The 18,851-nt window shown below is 73.5% G+C and carries 15 protein-coding genes and 1 pseudogene; 7 read left to right on the forward strand and 9 right to left on the reverse strand.

Features of this window, described 5'->3' with window-relative positions; all coding sequences use genetic code 11:
• Window positions 1-70: 70 nt before the first annotated feature.
• Window positions 71-853 carry an IclR family transcriptional regulator gene (locus tag ACIBTV_RS06640; protein WP_396703016.1) on the forward strand — a complete coding sequence of 261 codons (783 nt, stop codon included), beginning with the start codon at window positions 71-73 and terminating at the stop codon, window positions 851-853.
• Between the two features lie 139 nt (window positions 854-992).
• On the opposite strand, the gene ACIBTV_RS06645 is transcribed toward ACIBTV_RS06640, so the two are convergent.
• On the reverse strand, window positions 993-3,119 hold the full coding sequence (locus ACIBTV_RS06645; RefSeq protein ID WP_396703017.1) for a PhoX family protein: 2,127 nt from the start codon (window positions 3,117-3,119) through the stop codon (window positions 993-995).
• Window positions 3,120-3,383: 264 nt separating this feature from the next.
• Here ACIBTV_RS06645 and ACIBTV_RS06650 point away from each other — a divergent pair, with 264 nt between their 5' ends.
• The gene (locus ACIBTV_RS06650) at window positions 3,384-3,878 is read left to right on the forward strand and encodes a sigma-70 family RNA polymerase sigma factor (protein ID WP_231922451.1); all 495 of its coding nucleotides are present in this window, start codon (window positions 3,384-3,386) and stop codon (window positions 3,876-3,878) included.
• The gene (locus tag ACIBTV_RS06655; RefSeq protein ID WP_396703018.1) at window positions 3,875-4,564 is read left to right on the forward strand and encodes an anti-sigma factor family protein; all 690 of its coding nucleotides are present in this window, start codon (window positions 3,875-3,877) and stop codon (window positions 4,562-4,564) included. The genes ACIBTV_RS06650 and ACIBTV_RS06655 overlap by 4 nt, the downstream gene beginning before the upstream one ends.
• A gap of 42 nt (window positions 4,565-4,606) precedes the next feature.
• On the opposite strand, the pseudogene rarD reads toward ACIBTV_RS06655, so the two are convergent.
• The 4 genes and pseudogenes from rarD to eccE all read right to left on the reverse strand — a co-directional run bounded on the left by rarD (window position 4,607) and on the right by eccE (window position 8,767).
• Window positions 4,607-5,545, reverse strand: a pseudogene (rarD, locus tag ACIBTV_RS06660) (EamA family transporter RarD).
• A 26-nt stretch (window positions 5,546-5,571) separates the two neighbouring features.
• A complete protein-coding gene (locus tag ACIBTV_RS06665; RefSeq protein ID WP_396703019.1) occupies window positions 5,572-6,084 on the reverse strand; it encodes a GNAT family N-acetyltransferase in 513 nt (170 codons plus the stop codon).
• Window positions 6,085-6,264: 180 nt separating this feature from the next.
• Window positions 6,265-6,651 (reverse strand): phage holin family protein, encoded by a 387-nt coding sequence (locus ACIBTV_RS06670; RefSeq protein ID WP_396703020.1) that lies wholly within the window; start codon window positions 6,649-6,651, stop codon window positions 6,265-6,267.
• A 208-nt stretch (window positions 6,652-6,859) separates the two neighbouring features.
• Window positions 6,860-8,767 carry a type VII secretion protein EccE gene (eccE, locus tag ACIBTV_RS06675; protein ID WP_396703021.1) on the reverse strand — a complete coding sequence of 636 codons (1,908 nt, stop codon included), beginning with the start codon at window positions 8,765-8,767 and terminating at the stop codon, window positions 6,860-6,862.
• A gap of 202 nt (window positions 8,768-8,969) precedes the next feature.
• Between eccE and ACIBTV_RS06680 the strand changes: the two genes are divergently transcribed.
• Window positions 8,970-9,290, forward strand: coding sequence for a WXG100 family type VII secretion target (locus ACIBTV_RS06680; protein ID WP_396703022.1), 321 nt, complete (start codon window positions 8,970-8,972; stop codon window positions 9,288-9,290).
• Window positions 9,291-9,321: 31 nt separating this feature from the next.
• Window positions 9,322-9,615 carry a WXG100 family type VII secretion target gene (locus tag ACIBTV_RS06685; RefSeq protein WP_396703023.1) on the forward strand — a complete coding sequence of 98 codons (294 nt, stop codon included), beginning with the start codon at window positions 9,322-9,324 and terminating at the stop codon, window positions 9,613-9,615.
• 130 nt (window positions 9,616-9,745) lie between these two features.
• Here the strand turns inward: ACIBTV_RS06685 and mycP are convergent, their stop codons facing one another.
• A complete protein-coding gene (mycP, locus tag ACIBTV_RS06690) occupies window positions 9,746-11,080 on the reverse strand; it encodes a type VII secretion-associated serine protease mycosin (RefSeq protein WP_396703024.1) in 1,335 nt (444 codons plus the stop codon).
• 153 nt (window positions 11,081-11,233) lie between these two features.
• Between mycP and ACIBTV_RS06695 the strand changes: the two genes are divergently transcribed.
• Together ACIBTV_RS06695 and ACIBTV_RS06700 are read left to right on the forward strand one after the other, a co-directional pair.
• Window positions 11,234-14,176 carry an SseB family protein gene (locus ACIBTV_RS06695; RefSeq protein ID WP_396703025.1) on the forward strand — a complete coding sequence of 981 codons (2,943 nt, stop codon included), beginning with the start codon at window positions 11,234-11,236 and terminating at the stop codon, window positions 14,174-14,176.
• Window positions 14,173-14,538, forward strand: coding sequence for a hypothetical protein (locus ACIBTV_RS06700; RefSeq protein WP_396703026.1), 366 nt, complete (start codon window positions 14,173-14,175; stop codon window positions 14,536-14,538). Before ACIBTV_RS06695 ends, ACIBTV_RS06700 begins: the two co-directional genes overlap by 4 nt.
• Before the next feature lie 43 nt (window positions 14,539-14,581).
• On the opposite strand, the gene ACIBTV_RS06705 is transcribed toward ACIBTV_RS06700, so the two are convergent.
• From ACIBTV_RS06705 to ACIBTV_RS06715, 3 genes are all read right to left on the reverse strand, one after another.
• Entirely contained in the window at window positions 14,582-15,514 is a 933-nt protein-coding gene (locus tag ACIBTV_RS06705; RefSeq protein WP_396703027.1) for an alpha/beta fold hydrolase, read from the reverse strand.
• A gap of 103 nt (window positions 15,515-15,617) precedes the next feature.
• A complete protein-coding gene (locus ACIBTV_RS06710; protein WP_396703029.1) occupies window positions 15,618-16,118 on the reverse strand; it encodes a hypothetical protein in 501 nt (166 codons plus the stop codon).
• Window positions 16,119-16,222: 104 nt separating this feature from the next.
• Window positions 16,223-18,625 carry an immune inhibitor A domain-containing protein gene (locus ACIBTV_RS06715; RefSeq protein WP_396703224.1) on the reverse strand — a complete coding sequence of 801 codons (2,403 nt, stop codon included), beginning with the start codon at window positions 18,623-18,625 and terminating at the stop codon, window positions 16,223-16,225.
• Window positions 18,626-18,851 lie beyond the last annotated feature (226 nt).

The following is an 18,851-nucleotide window of genomic DNA, read 5'->3' on the forward strand; positions in this document are numbered from 1 at the left end:
CGACCCGAACAGGCGTTCCGCGTGGGGCCTGGATTTCATATGGTGTAAGTCCCCGGCGGCGGAGGTGGTTGTGCGCGACCCCTTGGCGGAACCTTCGGACCTGATCCGTAGCGTCTCCCGCGCGCTACGCGTGCTCGAGTCGGTCGGCCGTGCCCCCAAGGGGCTGACCGTGAAACAGATCGCCCGGCGGTGCGAGCTGACCGTGGCCACCACCTACCACCTCGTGCGCACCCTGGCGTACGAGGGCTACGTGATCCGCCGCGAGGACGGCACGTACATCGTGGGGCTGGAGGTCGCGGACCGCTACCGGGAGCTGGTGACCGCGTTCCGGGGCCCGCCGGCCGTCGGGGAGACCCTGCGCCGGGCCGCCGTCGACACCGGCTACAGCCACTACCTGGGCCGGTTCGTGGGCGGCCAGGTCGCGGTGACCGCGGTCGCCGAGGGCTCCCGCTCGCCGTACATGGAGGAGCTGGTCCCCGGCTTCGACGAGGGCGCCCACGCGACCGCGCTCGGCAAGAGCCTGCTCGCCACGCTCACCGCGGAGCAGCGCTTCCGCTACCTGCGGGAGTACGGCATGCGCCCGTTCACCAGCGCCACCCTCACCACCGCCGAGGCGTTCGAGGCGGACCTGGCCGCCGGCGAGCGGCGGGGCATGCAGCTGGAGCTCGGGCAGTTCCGGCAGGGCGTGGCGTGCGCCTCGGTGCTGGTGAGCCCGGACAAGGACATGGAGCGTCGGGTCGTGCTCGCCTGCGCGCTACCGGCCAGCGAGATGATGACCTCCGCCCGGGTGGTCCGCGCGAAGCTGCTCACCGTCGCCCGGGCCGTCGCCGACGGCATCGCCACCGAACACTGATCGCCGGGGCTTCCGGCCGGCGCCTCCGGCTCGGTGCGTCCGCTCCGGCGGTGCCGGCGCCCGCACACGACGTGGGGCCCTCACCCAGGCTGGGAGAGGGCCCCACGACGGCGGTCGGCTCCGGACCGCCGGGGAAACGTCAGCTGCCCACCGGGCCGCCGTCGAGACGCCAGGTGACCACCACGCCGGGCTTGGCGAAGTCGCCGTCCGGCCAGTTCGACGCCGGCTTCTCGACCGACGCGCCGGTGATCTCACCCGGGTGCTGCACGGCCACGAACACCGAACGGTTGTCGCCGGTGATGAACGGGCCGCAGGTCTCCGCGCCGAGCGGCACGGTCAGGAACTGCTTGAGGTGACCCCGCTCCGGGCCCTCCAGCGCGGTCGCGAAGAGGCCGTCGTTGCTGCCCAGCGCGTTGCCGTCGGTGGAGATCCAGAGGTTTCCGGTGGCGTCGAAGGCGACGTTGTCCGGGCAGGAGATCGGGGAGACCTGGGTCTTGTCGTACCCGGCGAAGTAGGTCGACGCGTCGGCCGGGTCGCCGCAGACGATCGGCAGCGACCAGGCGAACGACTCGGCGGCGTTGTCGCCGCGCTCCTCGACCAGCTCCAGGACCTGCCCGTGCTTGTTGGCGTTGCGCGGGTTGGCCTCGTCGGCCTTCGGGTTGCTGCCGACACCCCGGTTGGTGTTGTTGGTCAGCGCCACGTACACCTTGCCGGTGAGCGGGTTCGGCTCGACGTCCTCGGGCCGGTCCATCTTCGTCGCGCCGACCTTGTCACCGGCGAGCCGGGTGAAGGTGAGCACGTCCGCGGCGGTCATCCCGTCGACGTACGAGCGGTTGCCGCTGACCAGCTTGATCCAGCGGCCCCGGCCGTTGAAGGCGCCGTCCGAGGGGAGCTTGCCCGAGCCGTCGATCTCGTCGGCGCTGGTCTGGTCCAGCTTCGCGACGTAGAGGGTGCCGGACTCCAGCAGGGTCAGGTTGTGCTTCCGGGCAGCCCAGGAGTTGCCCTTCATGAACTTCTTGTCCGAGACGAACTTGTACAGGTAGTCGAACCGCTCGTCGTCGCCCATGTACGCGACCACGTGGCCGTCCTTGGTGACGATGACGTTCGCGCCCTCGTGCTTGAACCGGCCCAGCGCCGTGTGCTTGCGCGGGCGGGCCTCCGGGTCGAACGGGTCGATCTCGACGATCCAGCCGAAGCGGTGCGCCTCGTTCGGGTTCTTCGCCAGGTCGAACCGCTCGTCCGCGCGGTCCCACTTGCGGCTGCCGCTGGGGTAGCGGGTGGTGGTGGGGATGCCGTACCGCTCCAGCTTCGCCTTCAGCTCGGCCGGGGCGCCGTCGCCGCCCACGAAGTACTGGTTGAAGTTCTCCTCACCGGAGAGCACCGTGCCCCACGGGGTCACGCCGCCGGCGCAGTTGTTCAGCGTGCCGATGACGGTACGGCCCTTGGGGTCGGCGGCGGTCATCAGCCACGCCGAACCGGCGGCCGGCCCGGTCAGGTCGAACTTGGTGGCCAGTGCGGTGACCCGCCGGTTGTACGGCCGGCGGCCGTGGTCGACCGGCCGCCACTGTCCGGTGCCGTCGACCCGCTCCAGCTCCACCACGGACATGCCGTGCGCGGCCATCGCGACCCGCAGCTGCTCGACGGAGAGGTTGTCCAGGCCGGGGAAGGCCGGGAACATCAGGTCCTCGTTGGTGTACTCGTGGTTGACCACGAGCAGCGCCCGCCGGCCCTGCTTGTCCAGCGGCAGCACACCGACGAAGTCGTTGTTGTAGCCGAACTGCTTGGCCTGCGCGGCGGCGGTCTGCCGGTGCACGTCGAACGTCGGCGCGCCGGGAACGACCTCGTCACCCCACTTGATGACGACGGCGTGGTCGTAGCCGTTCGGCACCACCAGCGTGTCCAGCTTGTTCGGCGGAATCGGCTTGAACGTCAGCGCGCCGCTGCCGATGCCCTTCGGCGGGCGGGCGAACTCGGTGGCCTCGGGCACCACCGGCGTCTCCGCGGCGGCCGCGGCGGGCGCCGCGCCGGCCAGCGCGCCGGCGGCCGCGCCACCGAAGCCCAGCACCAGCGCGCCGACCGCGCCGGCCCGGACGACGCCCCGCCGGGTGATCTCGCCGTTCACGACGTCACCGAAGTACGCGTTGTCGGAGGTGTTCGGAACCGGGTGGTCGCAGGCGTTGCCGCAGCGGTAGAGACAGGTCATCGCGTCGCGGCTGCCGTGGCGGGTGGAGCCCAGCAGCGGCAGCATCCGGGGACGGTCGCTCATGGGGGGGAGCCTCCTGGGTCGGTGTGGTGGCGCGGGACCGTGGGGTCGGGCGCGCATACGTGCCGGACGCTAGGAGGACCCGGTGAGCGACCGTCGGCCGGAGTGTGAACCCGGCATGAACACCTCGCCCGGGCGGGACCGGGCAAAGCGCCACTGAGCTCGGGCTGAACCATTGACGGTGGCCGTGCGTATTCCCGGGTTGAACGCCCCGCCGCGACTCGCGCCGGAAGCGAGGAGACCGCCATCACCGACCACGACGCCCAACTGCTCCGCGCGCTGCACGACGAGCACGCGGAGGCGCTGTACGCGCACGCCCTGCGACTGGTCAACGGCGACCGGCAACGGGCCGAGGACCTGGTGCAGGAGACCCTGTTGCGCGCGTGGCGGCACCCCGAGTCGCTCGATCCGCGGCGCGGCTCCGTCCGCGCGTGGCTCTTCACCACCGCCCGCAACCTGGCCATCGACGCGTGGCGGCGACGGTCCACCCGGGTCGGTGAGATCTACACCGACGAGCTGCCGGAGCCGCCCGAGGTGGTGGACGAGGCGGAGCGCGCCGTGGAGGCGTGGACCGTCGCCGAGGCCCTCAACCGGCTCAGCCCCACTCATCGGGAGGTGCTGGTGGAGTGCTTCTACCAGGGGCGCTCGGTGGCCGAGGCGGCGTCGCGGCTGGGGGTGCCGCCGGGCACGGTCAAGTCACGGACGCACTACGCCCTGCGCTCACTACGGTTGGTCCTGGCCGAGATGGGGGTGACCGGATGACCCGGTGTGAGTTCGCGCACGACGACGGCGCGTACGTGCTGGGTGCGCTCGCTCCCGCCGAACGCGCCGCGTACGAGCGGCACCTGTCCGGGTGCGCCGAGTGCCGGGACGCGGTGGCCGAGATCGCGGTGCTGCCCGGCCTGCTCGGGCGGCTCGACCCGGCCGGGCTGGAGCAGTTCCTGCCGCCCCCGTCGGGTCCGGCGCTGCCGGCGCTGCTCGACGAGGCCCGCCGGAGCCGGCGCCGCGAGCGGGCGGCGACCCGCCGACGCTATGCGCTGATCGGGCTCGCGGCGGCGGCGCTGGCCCTGGTGGTGGGCGTCGGCACCGCCGCCGTGCTGCCCCGCGAGACCGCACCGACACCCGTGCAGGTGCGGATGGTGGCCATGCAGCCGGTCGGCGGCAGCGTGCCGGTGCACGCCGAGATCGGCCTGACCGGCACCGACTGGGGCACCGAGGTGACCATGCACTGCGGCTACGAGGCGCGCGCCGGCTACGGCAAGGCGTACACGTTCCGCCTGGTGGCGCACGGTCCCGACGGCGCGATCGAGCAGATCGGCTCGTGGCTGGCCGCACCCGGCGACGACGTACGGTTCTCCGGCGCGACCCGGTTCACCGACGCGGAGCTGGTCCGGCTGGAGTTGCTGCGCGCCGACGGAACCCCCGTCCTGGGCTACGACGTCCGCTGACCCGCCCCGCCTCCACCCGATGGCCCCGCGAACTCGGGACGGTCAGCCCATCTCGCGGGCGCTGACCGCGAGATCGCGGAGGGGCGCGGAGCGGGCGTGGGCCCGGGTGCGGCGGGCGTTGCGGATCGCGTCGGCGGTGAAGACGATCAGCGCGAGCCACACCAGGGCGAAGCCGGCGAGGCGGGCCGGCGGCATCGGCTCGTGGAAGATGAGGACACCGCAGGCGAGCTGAAGGATCGGCGCGAGGTACTGGATCATGCCGAGGTTGGTGAGGGGCAGCCGGTTGGCCGCCCCGGCGAAGAGCAGGAGCGGAATCGCGGTGGCGGCTCCCGCCAGCACCAGCAGCACGGTGTGCCCCGCCGAGACGTGCCCGAACGCGGCCTCGCCGCTCGCCGCGAGCCAGCCCAGGTAGCCGACGGCGGGCAGCGCCAGCACGGCCGACTCCACGAACAGGCCCTCCGCCGCCGGCAACCCGAGCCGCTTCTTGACCAGGCCGTACCCGCCGAAGCTGAGGGCCAGGGTGAGCGCCAGATAGGGCAGCCGACCGTAGTCGACGGTGAGCACCGCGACGGCGAGTGCGCCGATGCTCAGGGCCACCCACTGCGCGGGCCGCAGCCGCTCACGCAGGACGGTCACCCCAAGCAGCACGACCACCAGCGGGTTGATGAATTAGCCGAGCGCCGTCTCCACCACCCGGTCGGAGTTCACGCCGTAGATGTAGGTGCCCCAGTTGACGGCGATCAGCGCGGACGCCACACCGATCCCGGCCAGCGCCCGGGGCCGGCGGGCCAGCGCCCGCAGGAAGCCGATGTTGCGCAGCGCGGCGAGCAGCAACGCCACGAAGACGACCGACCAGACGATCCGGTGCGCGAGGATCTCCAGCGGCCCGGCCGGGCGCAGCAGCTTGAGGTACAGCGGGAAGAAGCCCCAGAGCAGGTAGGCGCCGAAGCCGTACAGGTATCCCAGGCGGAGCGGGGTCACCCCTCCACCGTAAGGGGTGACGGACCTCAATGCTCCTTTCCAGTGACCGGGGTCACCGGACGTGTCCCCTGGTCGCGCCGGTCCAGCTCGGGGCCGGGCGGCGCCTGGTCGCGCCGGTCCAGCTCCATGAAGCGGTCCGCCGCCGCCGGCGCGAAGCCGACCTTCGCGTACACCCCGTGCGCGTCGAGGGTGGCCAGCAGGATCCGGTGCACGCCGAGCGTCGCGAGATGGTCGCGTACGGCCGCGGCCAGCCAGGTGCCCAGCCCGTTGCCCCGCTCCGCCCGGTCCACGTAGACGTCACAGAGCCACGCGAAGGTCGCGCGATCGGTGACCACCCGTGCGACCGCGACCTGCTGGCCGTCGCCCGGCCGGTAGACGCCGTACGCGATCGAGCCGGCGAAGGCGTTCTCGACCGTCGCCCGGTCCCGCCCGAGCGCCCAGTACGCGTCCGTGCTGAGCCAGGCGTGCACCCGAGGCAGGTCGAGGCGCTGCGGATCGGTGCTGAGCAGGTAACCGTCGGCGCGGGACAGGGTGAACACGTCCCTGACGTTAACCCTCGCCCCCAGCCGGCGCGCCGGCCGATTCCCGCACTCTGGTCCGGGCGCCCGCTCGTACCGCCGCAGGGCAGGTTCCGGGAAGTAGTGGCCTCCGACGTGCGGTGACACCACTACTTCCCGGAGGTTGCGCGATCATCGTCGCGTGTCCCGCTCCCGCGCGGATCAGTCGCGGTCGAGGATCGCGCCGAGTACCCAGGTGACGATGCTGACGAAGAGCGCGCCCAGCACCGCCGACGGCCAGAAACCGTCCACCTCGAACGGCAGCCCCGCCTCACCGGCGATCCAGCCGGTCAGCAGGAAGAGCAGACCGTTCACGACCAGCGCGATCAGACCGAGGGTCAGCAGGTAGAAGCCGCAACCCACGGTCTTGATGATCGGCTGGAGCACCGCGTTGACCACACCGAAGATCACCGCGACGAGGACCAGGGTGGTCACCGTCTGCACGACGGAGTCCGACTCCAGCCGAATGCCCGGGATGATCAGTGTGGCCAACCAGAAGGCCAGCGCTGTGGTGGCCAGCCGGATCAGCAGGCCCTTCAGGAAATCCATGGCGGGGATCGTGCCACGGACTGATCAATGGGGGAACCCGTGGAGATCGGCGAACTCCCCGCACACCCGCACGGCAACCCGCGCCTCGCGCCGCCGCACGCGGGCACCGCGCCGGGTCATGAACCGCGCAACTTCGAGAGTGTTGGTGTCTCCCCAGCCGATGAAGGGGCCAACGCCACCGGTGGTGCCGGCATCCCGCCGGTGGGGGTCAGCGGCGGGACGGGCGGCCGATCAGCTGGGACTCGATCGGGGTGGTGGCGAGCAGCGCCCAGCGCAGCGCACGCCGGTTGACCACGGCGACCATGTCGTCGCGGATGCGGGTCAGCCACTCGGCGGACTCGCCGAGCCCCAGTGCCGCCCCGGCCAGCGCGGCCTCGCCCGGATCGAGTGGCTGGAGCACGGCCAGGTCGGCCCGGCTCAGGGCATCCACGTCGGCCGGGGTGAGCTGATCGCGGACCACCAGAGTGGACTGCCACGGCGGCCCGGGCTCCGGCTCGACCGCGACCGGCCCCACGTCGACCACGATCAGCGTCGGCGAGAGCGGCGTCGGCGGTCCCTCCGGAAGCGGACGGCCGGGCGGCAGCAGCGGTATCGTCGTGCCCGGTGCCCCGACGCCCCGGACGAACGGCTCCCACACCTGCGGCCGCGTGGTCTGCACGAGCACCCGCGCGCCGAGCGCCATCGCGCGCACCGCCACGAGCTGCGCGGCCGGCACGCCGCCGACGAGCAGCACCCGGGTGGCGTCCGGGCGGAACAGTCGGACGGTGACCGCCGCGCCGTGCCGGTTCGTCCCGAGCATCAACCCCGCGTCGCCGACCACCAGCTCAAGCCCGTCGAGCGCGGCAGCGGGCTGCCCCGGACCCTCCGGTGGGGCCAACGGTAGGGAAGCCGTCAGGCCGGCGAGCTGGTCGCCGTCCAGCCGGCAGGCCTCCGCGCCCAGCGTGGTGACCAGTCGGTGTAGCGCCTGCGTCGCCAGGGCCAGCTCCGCCGACGACCGGGCGGTGAGGCGTACGGTCAACTCGGCCGACGCCGACGGCGGGCCGGCGGAGAGTGACACGGTGCTCGCGGTCGCCGGCAGCGCGAGCAGCCGACTCACGAGTCGTCGACCGCCGTCGCCGTGCAGGTCCGGCCAGCGGGTCAGCCGGAAGGTCGTCTGCGACAGGTCACCGCCGCGCACGGCCGACCAGCACTCGCGCAGGGGCGTCCCGTCGTGGTGGGCCAGCTCGCTGAGCACGCGCCGCACCGCGTCCGCGCCGAGGGGTCGCGCGTTGAGCCGCCCGAGCCGCCGAACGATCCGCCGCACCGTGCCGGTGAGGGCCTGCCGCGCCTCCGCCGCCGACCAGCCGTCGACCCGGAGCACCCGGACGGCGAGCACCACCTGCTCCCGACCGGCCAGCCGCCCGTCGGTCAGCTGCCGGTACGACGTGCCGGCCGTGGCGCCCGACGTCGGTGCCGGCGCCGACGTGTGAGCGAGCAGCAACTGGATCCGGACCGGCGGACCGGCCGTCGTCGCCGGTGGGAGCAGCGCCGTCGGGCTGGGCAGGGGCCGCGGACCGTCGCCGAGCAGCTCACCCGGCTCAGCGATCTCCAGCAGCGCGACCAGGCCAGCCGGGTCGTCCAGCACCGCGCCCGGTGCCCCGGCCAGCCCCGCCGGGCGGACCACCACGCCCGGAGCCACGAGGTCGAGCAGTGCGGCCGGTCCGGCGCCCGCCGGCAGCACCCGACGTCGGGTCAGGTAGCCGAGGCCGAGGCCGGCCCACTCGAACAGCCAGCGCCCCCGCACCCGTACCCAGGCGAGCGGCAGCAGGACGGCTGCGGCCAGCAGCGCCCCCGCCAGGGCCCCGGCACCGCGACCCAGCGCGGCCAGCGGCAGTGCCACCGCCACCTGCGCGGTGACGATCTGACCGGCCCGTACGCCGTGTGGTCGACGTCGGCCCGATACCCACGTCGGCGACACCGCGCGCACCGCGAACGTGGAGTCGGCTCCCGCCGCCGGGTCGGGAGGGCCGGGCGGGTTGCCCGGTGACGTGCGGGTGGCCGGGCGGGCGTCGTTCGCGGTCGTCAGCGTCACCGCGCCTCCCGTCCGATCACTGCCTGCTACTCGACTGCCGCACATCGTAAGCGAATCGATGGATCCGCGTTGTCCACAGGGGAGCCGAGCGGGGTAGCAGAAGCGCAACGAGGCGACTACCGTCAGCCACGAAATCCGCTGACCCCCGTGCCCGCCCAGCCCCTTGACCGGGCGCGCGAGCGGTGCGTTCCCCCGGCGGGCGCGCCGACGGCCAGCCACGACCGACGAGACGAGGTGAGGTCCGACAGTGTCCCAGACCCAGGCGGAAGCCGCGGTGATGCAGCAGACCGCCGCGAAGTTCGAGCAGGTGGACCAGTCGCTGCAATCCATGCTCAGCAGCCTGATGGCCGAGCTGGAGGTGTTGCAGCAGGCCTGGCGCGGCGCCGGAGGGCGGTCGTTCGAGCAGGTCAAGCAGCAGTGGGCGCAGGACCAGGCGGCGTTGCAGCGCGCCCTGCGGGAGACCGCCGGTGCGCTCCGCACCGCCGGCCAGCACTACGACGCCTCGGACACCGAGGCAGCCGGCCGCGTCGCCGGCACCAACCGCGGCGGCATCCAGCTGCCGCTCTGAGCCAGCCGATCCAGGGGGAGGGAGACCGTAGATGGACAACGGTGTGCTGGTCGTCAACTTCGCCGCGCTGCAGCAGGCGGGCGTGGACATCCAGAAGGCGCTGAACACGCTCGACGCGCAACTCGGCCAGCTGGAGCGCGACGCCGCGCCGCTGGTGGCCGGCTGGAACGGTGAGGCACGACAGGCCTACGAGCAGCGGCAGTCGCGTTGGCGCGCGGCCTCGCAGGACCTGCAGGCGATGCTGCGTGACATCAAGCTCGCGGTGGACGATTCCGCGGCCGATTACCTGGACACCGAGAAGAAGAACGTCGGCCTGTTCCAGTGAGCCGGGGCGCCCGGGGCCGGCGACCGGCCCCGGGCGCCGCCGTGTCCGGGGTGGCGCCGTTCCCGCGGCGCCGCCGTTCCCGGGGGCGGTGGGCTGCCGTCTGCGGACCGCCGGCGGCGGGCCGTCGCCGTCACGTGGGGTCGGCAGGGCGCCAGCCTCGGCGGGTGCCACGTGGCAGCACCAGCGCGAGCAACACCGCGACACCGGCCGCCGCGCCGCCGACGCTCGCCAGCACCAGGGCCCGCACCTCGGCGGCGTCCCGTCGCGCCTGCCGGGCCGTTCGAGCCGGGTCGGGTGCCTCCTCGGCCAGCGCCGTCACCGCGCCGGTCCGCCCGCTCGCGCCGCCGGTCTCGGTGACCGCACGGTACGGGTTCAGCACGCCCACGCCGTACCCACCGCCACGCCCGGCGTCCGGTGCCGGATCGGTGGTGGCGAGAATCCGCTCCGCCACCTGCGCGGCGGTCAACTCGGGGCGATACTCGCGCAGCAGCGCCGCGGTGGCGGCGACGAACGGAGCCGCGTAGCTGGTCCCCTCGGCGCGGTTGTGCCCCCGCCCCGGTGCCGCCATCAGCACGTCGCTCCCCGGGGCGACCAGGTCGAGGTAGGGGCCGATCTGCGAGAAGGCGGCGCGGGTGCCGTCGGCGGCGATCGCACCGACCCCGAGCACCCCGTCGTACGCGGCGGGATAGGGCCGGGGATCCCCGCTCTCGTGGAGGTTGCCGGCGGCGGCGACGACCACCACGTCCCGGGCCACCGCGTATCCGATGGCGGACCGGACGGCCGGGTCGTCCACGTACAGCACGACGGAGAGGTTGAGCACGTCGGCGCCGTGGTCCACCGCCCAACGGATGGCCCGGGCGAACCCGCCGGCGCTGACCGTACGCCCCGACTCCCGCCCCTCCACGACCTGCTGTTCGCTGACCCGGACGGGCAGGATCCGGGCGCCCGGTGCCAGGCCGCGGAACGCCACACCGGGGTGGGGCGCGGCGGCGATGATGCTCGCCACGCCGGTGCCGTGACCGGCGCAGTCTCGGCGTCCGTCGCCACCGTTGTCGAGCAGGTCCGTGCCGTCGAGCACCCGGTCGCCGAGCTGGGGATGGTCCCGGTCGACACCGGAGTCGACGACGGCCACGGTCACCCCGGCGCCGGTGGCGAGCGGGGCCAGCCGTTCGGGCGCGTACCGCTGCTGGGGCCACGGCGTGGCGGCGACCGGTCGGGCCGGGGCCAGCGGCGTCGCGCAGTTCGGCGCCGGGAGCTGGCCGGCGCGCACGGCGGCGGTCCGGACCAGCCGCGCGCCGGGCGGCGCCGCAGGACGCGCCGACGTCGGCTCGTGCCGGGTTGTGCTGCGGGGCACACCCGATCCGGCGCGCCCGGGGTCGGCGAAGACACCGGGGACGGCGGACACGCCGGTCAACAGGGCAGCCGCCAGGGTCGTCAGGACCGGGCGCGTCGTCGACCAGGACATCGACCGCCTCCGTATCGTGTCGGCTCCGGGACGGGATGTTATCGGCTCGCCGCCGGCGCGGCGCACCGCCGACGGCCTGCCATTGTGATCTTGCTTCTACCTTGTAGGTTGTTAGGCGATGCCTGTGGCCTGTTCTCGGGAGGAGAGGTGGCCGTGACCGAATGGGAGCCGGCCACGGAGGCCGAGGCGGCGATGCGTGACGCGCTCCGCGCCAACGACCAAGGGCTCTACTTCCGGATCCTGGCTCGGACCGAGCTTCTTCTCCCGGTCTCCGCCCAGTCGGCCCAGCCCGCCGCGGCGGGCTGGGGCACCTGGACCACGGGCGGTCGCACCCACGTGCTCGCGTTCACCTCCAGCGCCGCGCTCCGGGCCTGCCTCGGCGACAACGCCGGCCCGACGCGCCGCACCCCGTACACGGAGCTGGCCGGCGGTTGGCCGAATCCCGAGTGGTGGCTCGCCGTGAACCCGGGGCTGCCGGTCGAGGGCTACCTGCCGGCGTGGTTCGTCACGCAGCTCTCCCGGGGTGACGTCCGGCTGCCCGGGCGCACCCTCGGTGCCCGCGCTCGCCTGGAGCGGGCCGAGTCGCTCGCCCGGGCCCGTGCCGCCGGAGGGGGTCGGGACGCGTCGAGTGAACCCACCGCCGGTGCCGGGGACGTACCCTCCGCCGGGCCGCAACCGGGGGCCACGGTCCACAATGCGTCGACGTCGTCCGGCAACGGCTCGGCGGCCTCGACCGACTCGGTGCTCGCGCGCCGGCCGGCGCCGCCACCGTTCATGCCGGCCGCCCCGGAGGACGACCGGCCCGGTGCCGCGTCCCGCTGGCCCGCCCCGCCCCGCCCCGGGGCGGTTGGCGATTCCGGGCGGGCGACCGCCGGCCGCGAGGCCGGTGCGGCCGAGGGCCCGGGCAGGCACGACGAGCCGGCCACCCGCGTGCCGGGGGACGGGGCCGAGCCGCGGCGGTCCTTCTTCGAGCCGGCCTCCGGGCGTCGGTCCGGATCCCTCGGCGACCCGGCCGGACCGGCCGACCGGGCGGTGCCGCCGTCGCGCTTCGCCAGGGGAGAGCAGCCGTTCCCCCGACGTCGCCCGTTCCACGGTCCGGCGGGGGCCGAGCCCACCCAGGCGTTCCTGGCGCCCGGCCGCGAGCCGACTCCGGCGCCCCGCGCGCCCGTGACCGACCCGCCGGGCGGTCGGCACCCGATGCCCGGGGTCGAGGCGACGCAGCCGCTGCCGCGTCCAGAGCCGTCGGCCGAGGACGTCACCCGCGCCTTCCGGGCCTCGGTGGGCCCGCACCGATCGGCGGGGCGCCCCTCCTGGGCAGGCACGGAGGCGGACCGGACCCAGCCGCTGCCGCCCCGCCACACCGAGTCGGTCGAGGAGTTGCCACCGTCCGTCGCGGAGCCGGTCTCCGCGCCGCCCGCGCCCCGGCAGGGCTTCAAGCCCATCGTGATCGAGGGCACGATCATCGCGTCCCGGGACCTGCCCGACCATCCGGAGGACGAGATCGGTCCCCCGACGCCGGGGCCGTTCTGGGCGTCCGACCGGCCGGCCGACGAGGCCACGGCGACCCGGCCCGGTCGGTCGGCGACAGGCGGGAACGGGCGTACCGAGGGCGACACCGGCCTGTGGGGCACCACCCGCCGGCCGGGTGAGAGCAGCACGACGTCCGGTGACGACGCCGACCTGTGGACGCCCCGGGCGGGTCGCGTGTCGACGTCCGGCGGCGGCACGGCGGCAGGCGGTTCCGTCGACGCCTCGGCGTTCGCCGCGGCCGGGTCCACCGACCCGACTGTCGGTATCCCGGCCGGCGGTGCCGCCGAAGCGACGACAGCGTTTCCCGTGGCCAGATCCGCCGAGCCCTTCAGCGGGCTCGGCGCGTCCGAGTCAACCAGACCGTCGGCCGGGTCCGCGAGCGCGTCGACGAGCGTCGGCAGCATGTCGACCGGATTCGCGAACCCGTTCACCGGGTCCGCGGGCGGGCCCACCGCCCCCCTGGGCACCGAGACCGGGGTCCCGGGCACCGCGGCCGGGCCTGCGGAAGCCCCGGCCGACCCGCGCGGCGGATCCGCCCCGCCCCGGCCCGTGGCCGAGCCGGCCGAGGGAACGGACGCCGGCGCTACGCCGGTGGACGAGCCGCCGGTCGACTTCCAGCCGGCCAACGCGGTGGAGGAGGACCTGCTCTCCGCCGCCGGTGCCGGCAGCACGGACACCTTTCTCTCCACGCTGCTGCTGGCCCGGGTCCTGCTGCCGGTGGCCCCCGACTCGACTCCCGGCAGCCGGCCCGGTGACACCGGCTTCGTGTGGCGTACGCAGGAGCTGGACGGCGAGACCTTCGTCGTGGTGTACACCTCGCCGGAGCGCCTGGCGGACCACGCCGACGGCGAGGTCGAGACGGTAGGCGTCAAGTTCGTCCAGCTGATCCGTCGCTGGCCCGACGACGCGTGGTCGTTCGCGGTCAACCCGGGCAGCCCGGTCGGTGCGAAGCTGCCCGGTGAGCAGATCGTGGCGCTGGCGAGCTGGGCCGCCGAGGTGGGCCTGGGCGACGAGGGGGAGATCGAGGAGGCGCCCGCGCCGGCCGAGCGGCCCCGGCACACGCCGAAGGCGGTCGACCCGTCCCGTCCGGTGTTGATGCAGAAGGCCATCGCCCCGAGTCAGCTCGCCTACTACCTGGAGCGGGGCTACGACCGGGTGTCCGGCTTCGTGCACCGCGCCAACGAGCTCGCCCACCTGACCAGCCCGGCGGAGCTGTACGACGCTCTCGGGCTCGGCTATCCCGACTCGCCCTTCTCCCGGGACGCCGAGGAGATCTACGTGCTGCGCTGGCCGGCGCACCGCCCGAGCATCTACCGCATCCCGTACGGGGGGCAGAACGAGGCCGCCATGCGGGCCATGGAGGGCTGGGTGATCGAGCGGGCCCCGTTCCGGGGCAACGGCTTCGCGCCGGGCGAGAGCAGCGACGTGGTGGCCGAGTTCAAGGTGGACAGCGCGCGGCTGCCGCACGGCGCGCGGCTGCTGCGGCTGGGCGCGGACGGCAGCGAGCGGGTGGTGGCCGTCCTGGACGCCGACACCGTGAGCTGGCGTGAGGTGGGTGCCGAATGATCCGCGACGGCTATGTGGCCCGCTGGCGCGGTCGGGAGTACCAGGCCAGCCCAGACGGCGACGACGTCCGCCTCTACCAGCCGGAACCGGCCGAGGGCTTCGACGAGGTCCGACCCGGCCGGTACGTGCGGGTGCTGCCCGCCACCGAGGTGGAGGACCTGGCGTACGTACGGACGACCTGCACCTGGCAGGGGCAGCCGTTCATCGTGCTGGGCGAGCACGACGGCTGGCTGCGGGTGGAGTACACGGGCGGGCGGTGGCCGGTGGCGCAGGCCATGCGGTTGGAGGCGTTCGACTTCGGGGTCTACCAGGGCTGGGCGCCGGCCGCGGAGGTCACCGACCTGCGCGAGCAGCGGCGGTGACCTCCGCGGCCCGCTCGACCGGGGCGGCGGCGACGCTGACGGCTCAGGACTTCGTCCAGCGCAGCACCTCACCGAGCACGATCTCGGGCGCCTCGACGTGCGGGAAGTGCCCCACGCCGTCGAGCAGCCGCCACTCGTAGGGCGCGACGACGTAGCGACCGGAGCCCTGGGCGGTGCGCGGCAGCGCGGCGACGTCCAGCGCGCCGTGCAGTTGCAGGGTGGGCGTGACCAGGGGCTTCTGCATCAGCTTGACGAAGCGGTAGCCGTGCAGCCGCAGTGCCGACCGGAACGCCCAGCGGTAGCCCTCCAGGGCGCAGAACGCCGCCTGCGGGATCCGCATCGCCTCCCGACAGCGCTGGGCGTACGCGGCGAAGTGCGGCCCGGCCACCCAGTCCGGCCCGCCCCAGCGGCGCAGCAGCTCCTCCACACCCGCGGCGCCGTCCCGGGTCAGCACGTGCTCGTAGCGGGGCAGCTGGAACTTCAACGTCGGTGTGGCGGCGGCGAACTGTCCGCGCGGGTCGGCGAAGATGGCCGCGCGCAGCCGCAGCGGGTGGGGGGCCCCGAGCACGACGAGCCGGCGGACGAGTGACGGGTGGAACGAGGCGGCCGTCCACGCGACCATTCCGCCGGCTCCGGCGCCGACCAGGGTCGCGGAGCGCTCGCCGAGGGCGCGGATCAGCCCGGCGATGTCGGCGGCGAGCGTGTAGCCGTCGTACCCCCGGGGTGGTTTGTCGCTGGCACCGTAGCCGCGCAGGTCCACCGCGACCGCCCGGAAACCGGCGTCGGCGACGGCGGGCAGCATCTCGTGCCACGCCCACCAGTGTTCGGGGAAGCCGTGCAGGAAGAGCACCATCGGCCCCGTCCCGGCCTCGACCACGTGGAACCGGCTGCCGTTCGCCCCGACGAACCGGTGCGTCCACGGCCCCTCGGTGAGGACGCAGGACTCGTCGACGGTCTCGCCGTGCTGCTCGGTCATGCGCCCCAGCCTAGGACCCTCGGGCCTGGCGCGGTCGAGGTGACCTGCGCGGGCCCTGGGGGCCGCCCCGGCACCGGCCGCGTGCCGAGCGGGACGGGGGCGGTCAACTGACGCGCGTGATGGTGAGGAGGCTCTTGCGGATCCCCGGGCCGCAGTCGGCGGCACCGCCGGCCGGTCCGACGGTCACCCGCACCCAGCTACCGGTCGGCCAGGTGCCCATGTTCTCGCCGTGCAGCGCGTACTCCGTGCCGTCGTCGGTGGTCAGGCCGTAACACGGGCCGGAGCCGCCGCGGCTGATCCGGCCGGCGAGGAGATCGGAGCGGCGTAGGTCGCTGGGCTTGTCCGGCGGGCCGGTCGGCGGTCGTAGCGTGGGCAGGCCGCGCGGCGGGGAGGGACGTCCGGTTGACGGACCGCCGCCTCCGGGGGTCGGACCGGTCGGCTCGCCGCCGCCGGTCGGGCCGGTCGGCGGCCGGCTGCTCTCCGGCGGGGTGGCCGAGGTCCCCGGTCGCTCGGGCACGCTGTCTCCGTTCTCCGCCGGGGCGCAGCCGGCGGCGGCGAGGGCCAGCAGCACGGCGAGCGCGGTGGCGGTGCGGGTGTACGTCACGGTGGTGCGACGGCGCGGACGGCCACGCGGTTCCGTCCTGCGAAAAGGGCGATGCCCGGGCAGGTGACCTGCCCGGGCATCGCGTGGTGCCGTCGATCAGTGGATCAGGAGAACTTCACCTTGATCGAGGTGCCGTCCTGCTCCTGGACCTTGATCTTCACACCGGCGGCGGGGAGCTTGACGCCGTGGTTCGGCAGCTCCTCGTACCAGTACTTCTTGGTGTCGTCGAACAGCGGCTCCGCGTCCTGGCCGCGGATGTACTGCGGCTGGCTGTTGAGGCGGAGCGTGAACGAGTCGGCCTTCTTCAGGCTGAACGGCGCGTCGTAGACCTGGACGCGAGCCCGCCAGGGGGCACCGGTCAGGTTGTAGATCGGCCGCGGGTGGGCGTCGATGTACAGGTTACGACCCTCGCCCGGGTGGGCGAACGTGTCGTTGTCGGCCCACCGGGTGTTCCAGTAGGAGATCAGCAGACCCTCCTGGTACGCGTAGTGGTCCACCCAGTCCGGGCGGGTGTTCGCGTAGCCGAAGAAGTACGGGCCGGTCTTCAGGTACTTGTCGTAGGAGACGTACGACCGGTTGCCGGCGATGTAGAAGTTCGCGAACTCCCGGGTGTAGGTCGCCTCCTCGATGGTCCAGCCGGCCAGGGTCCAGCCGGCCGCGCCGCTCTCGGCGCCGTCGGTGAGGAGCGTCTGGCCGTCGGCGGTCACGGTGATCGCGTCACCGTAGAAGCCGCCCTCGGACACACCGCCGTCGGTCTGGTAGCGCAGCCGGAACTGCACGGCCTTCCCGACGAGCGAGTTCAGCGGGATGCTAATGTCGACCCACTGACCGTTGCTGGAGCCGTCGAGCGCGTACCGGCCGGTGGAGATCTCCTTGAGCGGCTGGCCGTTCGCGGTGCCCGGCAGCGTGCCCCAGGTCTGGCCACCGTCGGTGGACGCCTCGAAGAAGAGGTAGTCGAAGTCCGCCTCGATCGAGTAGCGGCCCTTGAGGGAGACCGCGGCGCTGGTCTTCCCGGTCAGGTCGATCGTCCGGGACATCGTGGTGTTCAGGTCGTCCTCGTTGCCCGAGAAGAACTGCTTGGTGCCCTCGAACGGCGCGCCGTTGTCGAACGTGTACTCCCGCGGCGGCAGGACCACCACGGCGGCCTGTGCGTCCTTGGAGTTGTACTCCTGTGGACCGAGCGTCAGCGTGCGCTTCTGCCCGGCCGGGATGACCTCGTAGTCGAGCCACCCGAGCTGGAGCTTGTTCCACGCGCCGAGGTCGCCGCCCCGCTCGCCGATGCCACCGTCGTTCTTGGCGCCGAGCCGGCTCTGGGCCATGAGGGTCCAGTGCTCGTTGTTGTTGTCGCCGCCGCTGACGACGTTGTAGTCGTCCGGCAGACCGAGGTCGTGGCCGTACTCGTGGTAGAAGACGCTCCGGCCGCCGTTCTCCGGCTGGATCGTGTAGTCACCGATCCAGATGCCGGTGTTGCCGATCTGGGTGCCACCCGCCGGGAAGGCCGGCGGGCCGGTGCGACCCTGGTCGGACGCGTAGGCGTACCAGCGGTGGCTCCAGATGGCGTCCTCACCCTGCCAGGGGTCACCGTCGGCCTCGTCGCCGCCGGCGTGGACGATCTGGAAGTGGTCGATGTAACCGTCCGGCTCGTTGAAGTTGCCGTCGCCGTCGTGGTCGTAGCGGTCCCACTGGTCCATGGACTGCACGTCGGCGGCGATCTCCGCGTCGGTCTTGCCCGCGGCCTTCTGGTCGGCGACCCACTGGTTGGCGGCGTCGCGGACCAGCGCCCAGGTGTTGGTGCAGACGTTCGAGGCGCAGGGGTAGCCGCCGGAGCGGCCGTAGCGCGCCTCGTTGTACGGCACCTTAACCCACTCGGTGACCTCGCCCTCGACGCTGTAGCGACCCGAGGACTGGGCCTCGTAGTACTGCTTCAGCGACTCGTCGCCGGGGTCGGTGCCGAAGTACAGGTCCCGGTAGTGGTCGGCGCTGTAGTCCGCCTGCCAGACGGTGGAGTTGTCCACCGCCCGGTTGGGCTGCGGGATCTGGTTGCGCAGCGGTCCGTCGAACCGGGCCGGGCCCGGGGTGTCCGGGTCGGTGTCCTGGTCCGGGAAGTTCGGGTGCCGCTGGTTGCCGAACTCGGCGAGGATCACGAAGATCTTGTCCGTCTGCTCCCGGGAGAGCTCGACGTACTGGTGCTCGGTCGGGCCGGGGCCGGTCTTGGTGCTCTTGGCGGCGCGACCCGCCTTGGCGCCCGTCGCGGCCTTCTCGCCGACCTTGACGACGGTGCTGCCGTTGATCTTCTGCGGCTTCGACGCGCCGGTGAGGACCTCGGTCAGGCCCTCCTGACGCAGCGCACGCCGCTTGTCCTCCAACGGGTTGGGCAGGTCGTGGTCCGCGTGGGCGGGCTCGGCGACCGACGGAGCGGCGGCCGGCCCGTTCGCCGGCGGCGCCGCGCTGGCGGACGTGCCCGTCACCAGCCCTGTCGCCGTCAGCGAAAGCCCGAGCAGACCCACTGCGACTTTGCGCACGTGGTACCTCCGGTGTGAGGGAACCGGCCCTACGGGGGTACGGGCCGGTGAGCGGCCCCCGACCAGGGGGCCATTGGTGAACATAGACACTGCCGAGACGGGTGGGAAGATAGGCGCGTCGATTTGTTGCAAGATTTTGTTGGCCCCGTCTTCGGCCGTCATACTTCGACGCCTCGACAAGGGTCGATGAGCAGGGCGTGTGTGTCGCGCC

Origin of the sequence: Micromonospora sp. NPDC049366, assembly GCF_044466625.1 — a bacterium.
Taxonomy (GTDB): Bacteria; Actinomycetota; Actinomycetes; order Mycobacteriales; family Micromonosporaceae; genus Micromonospora.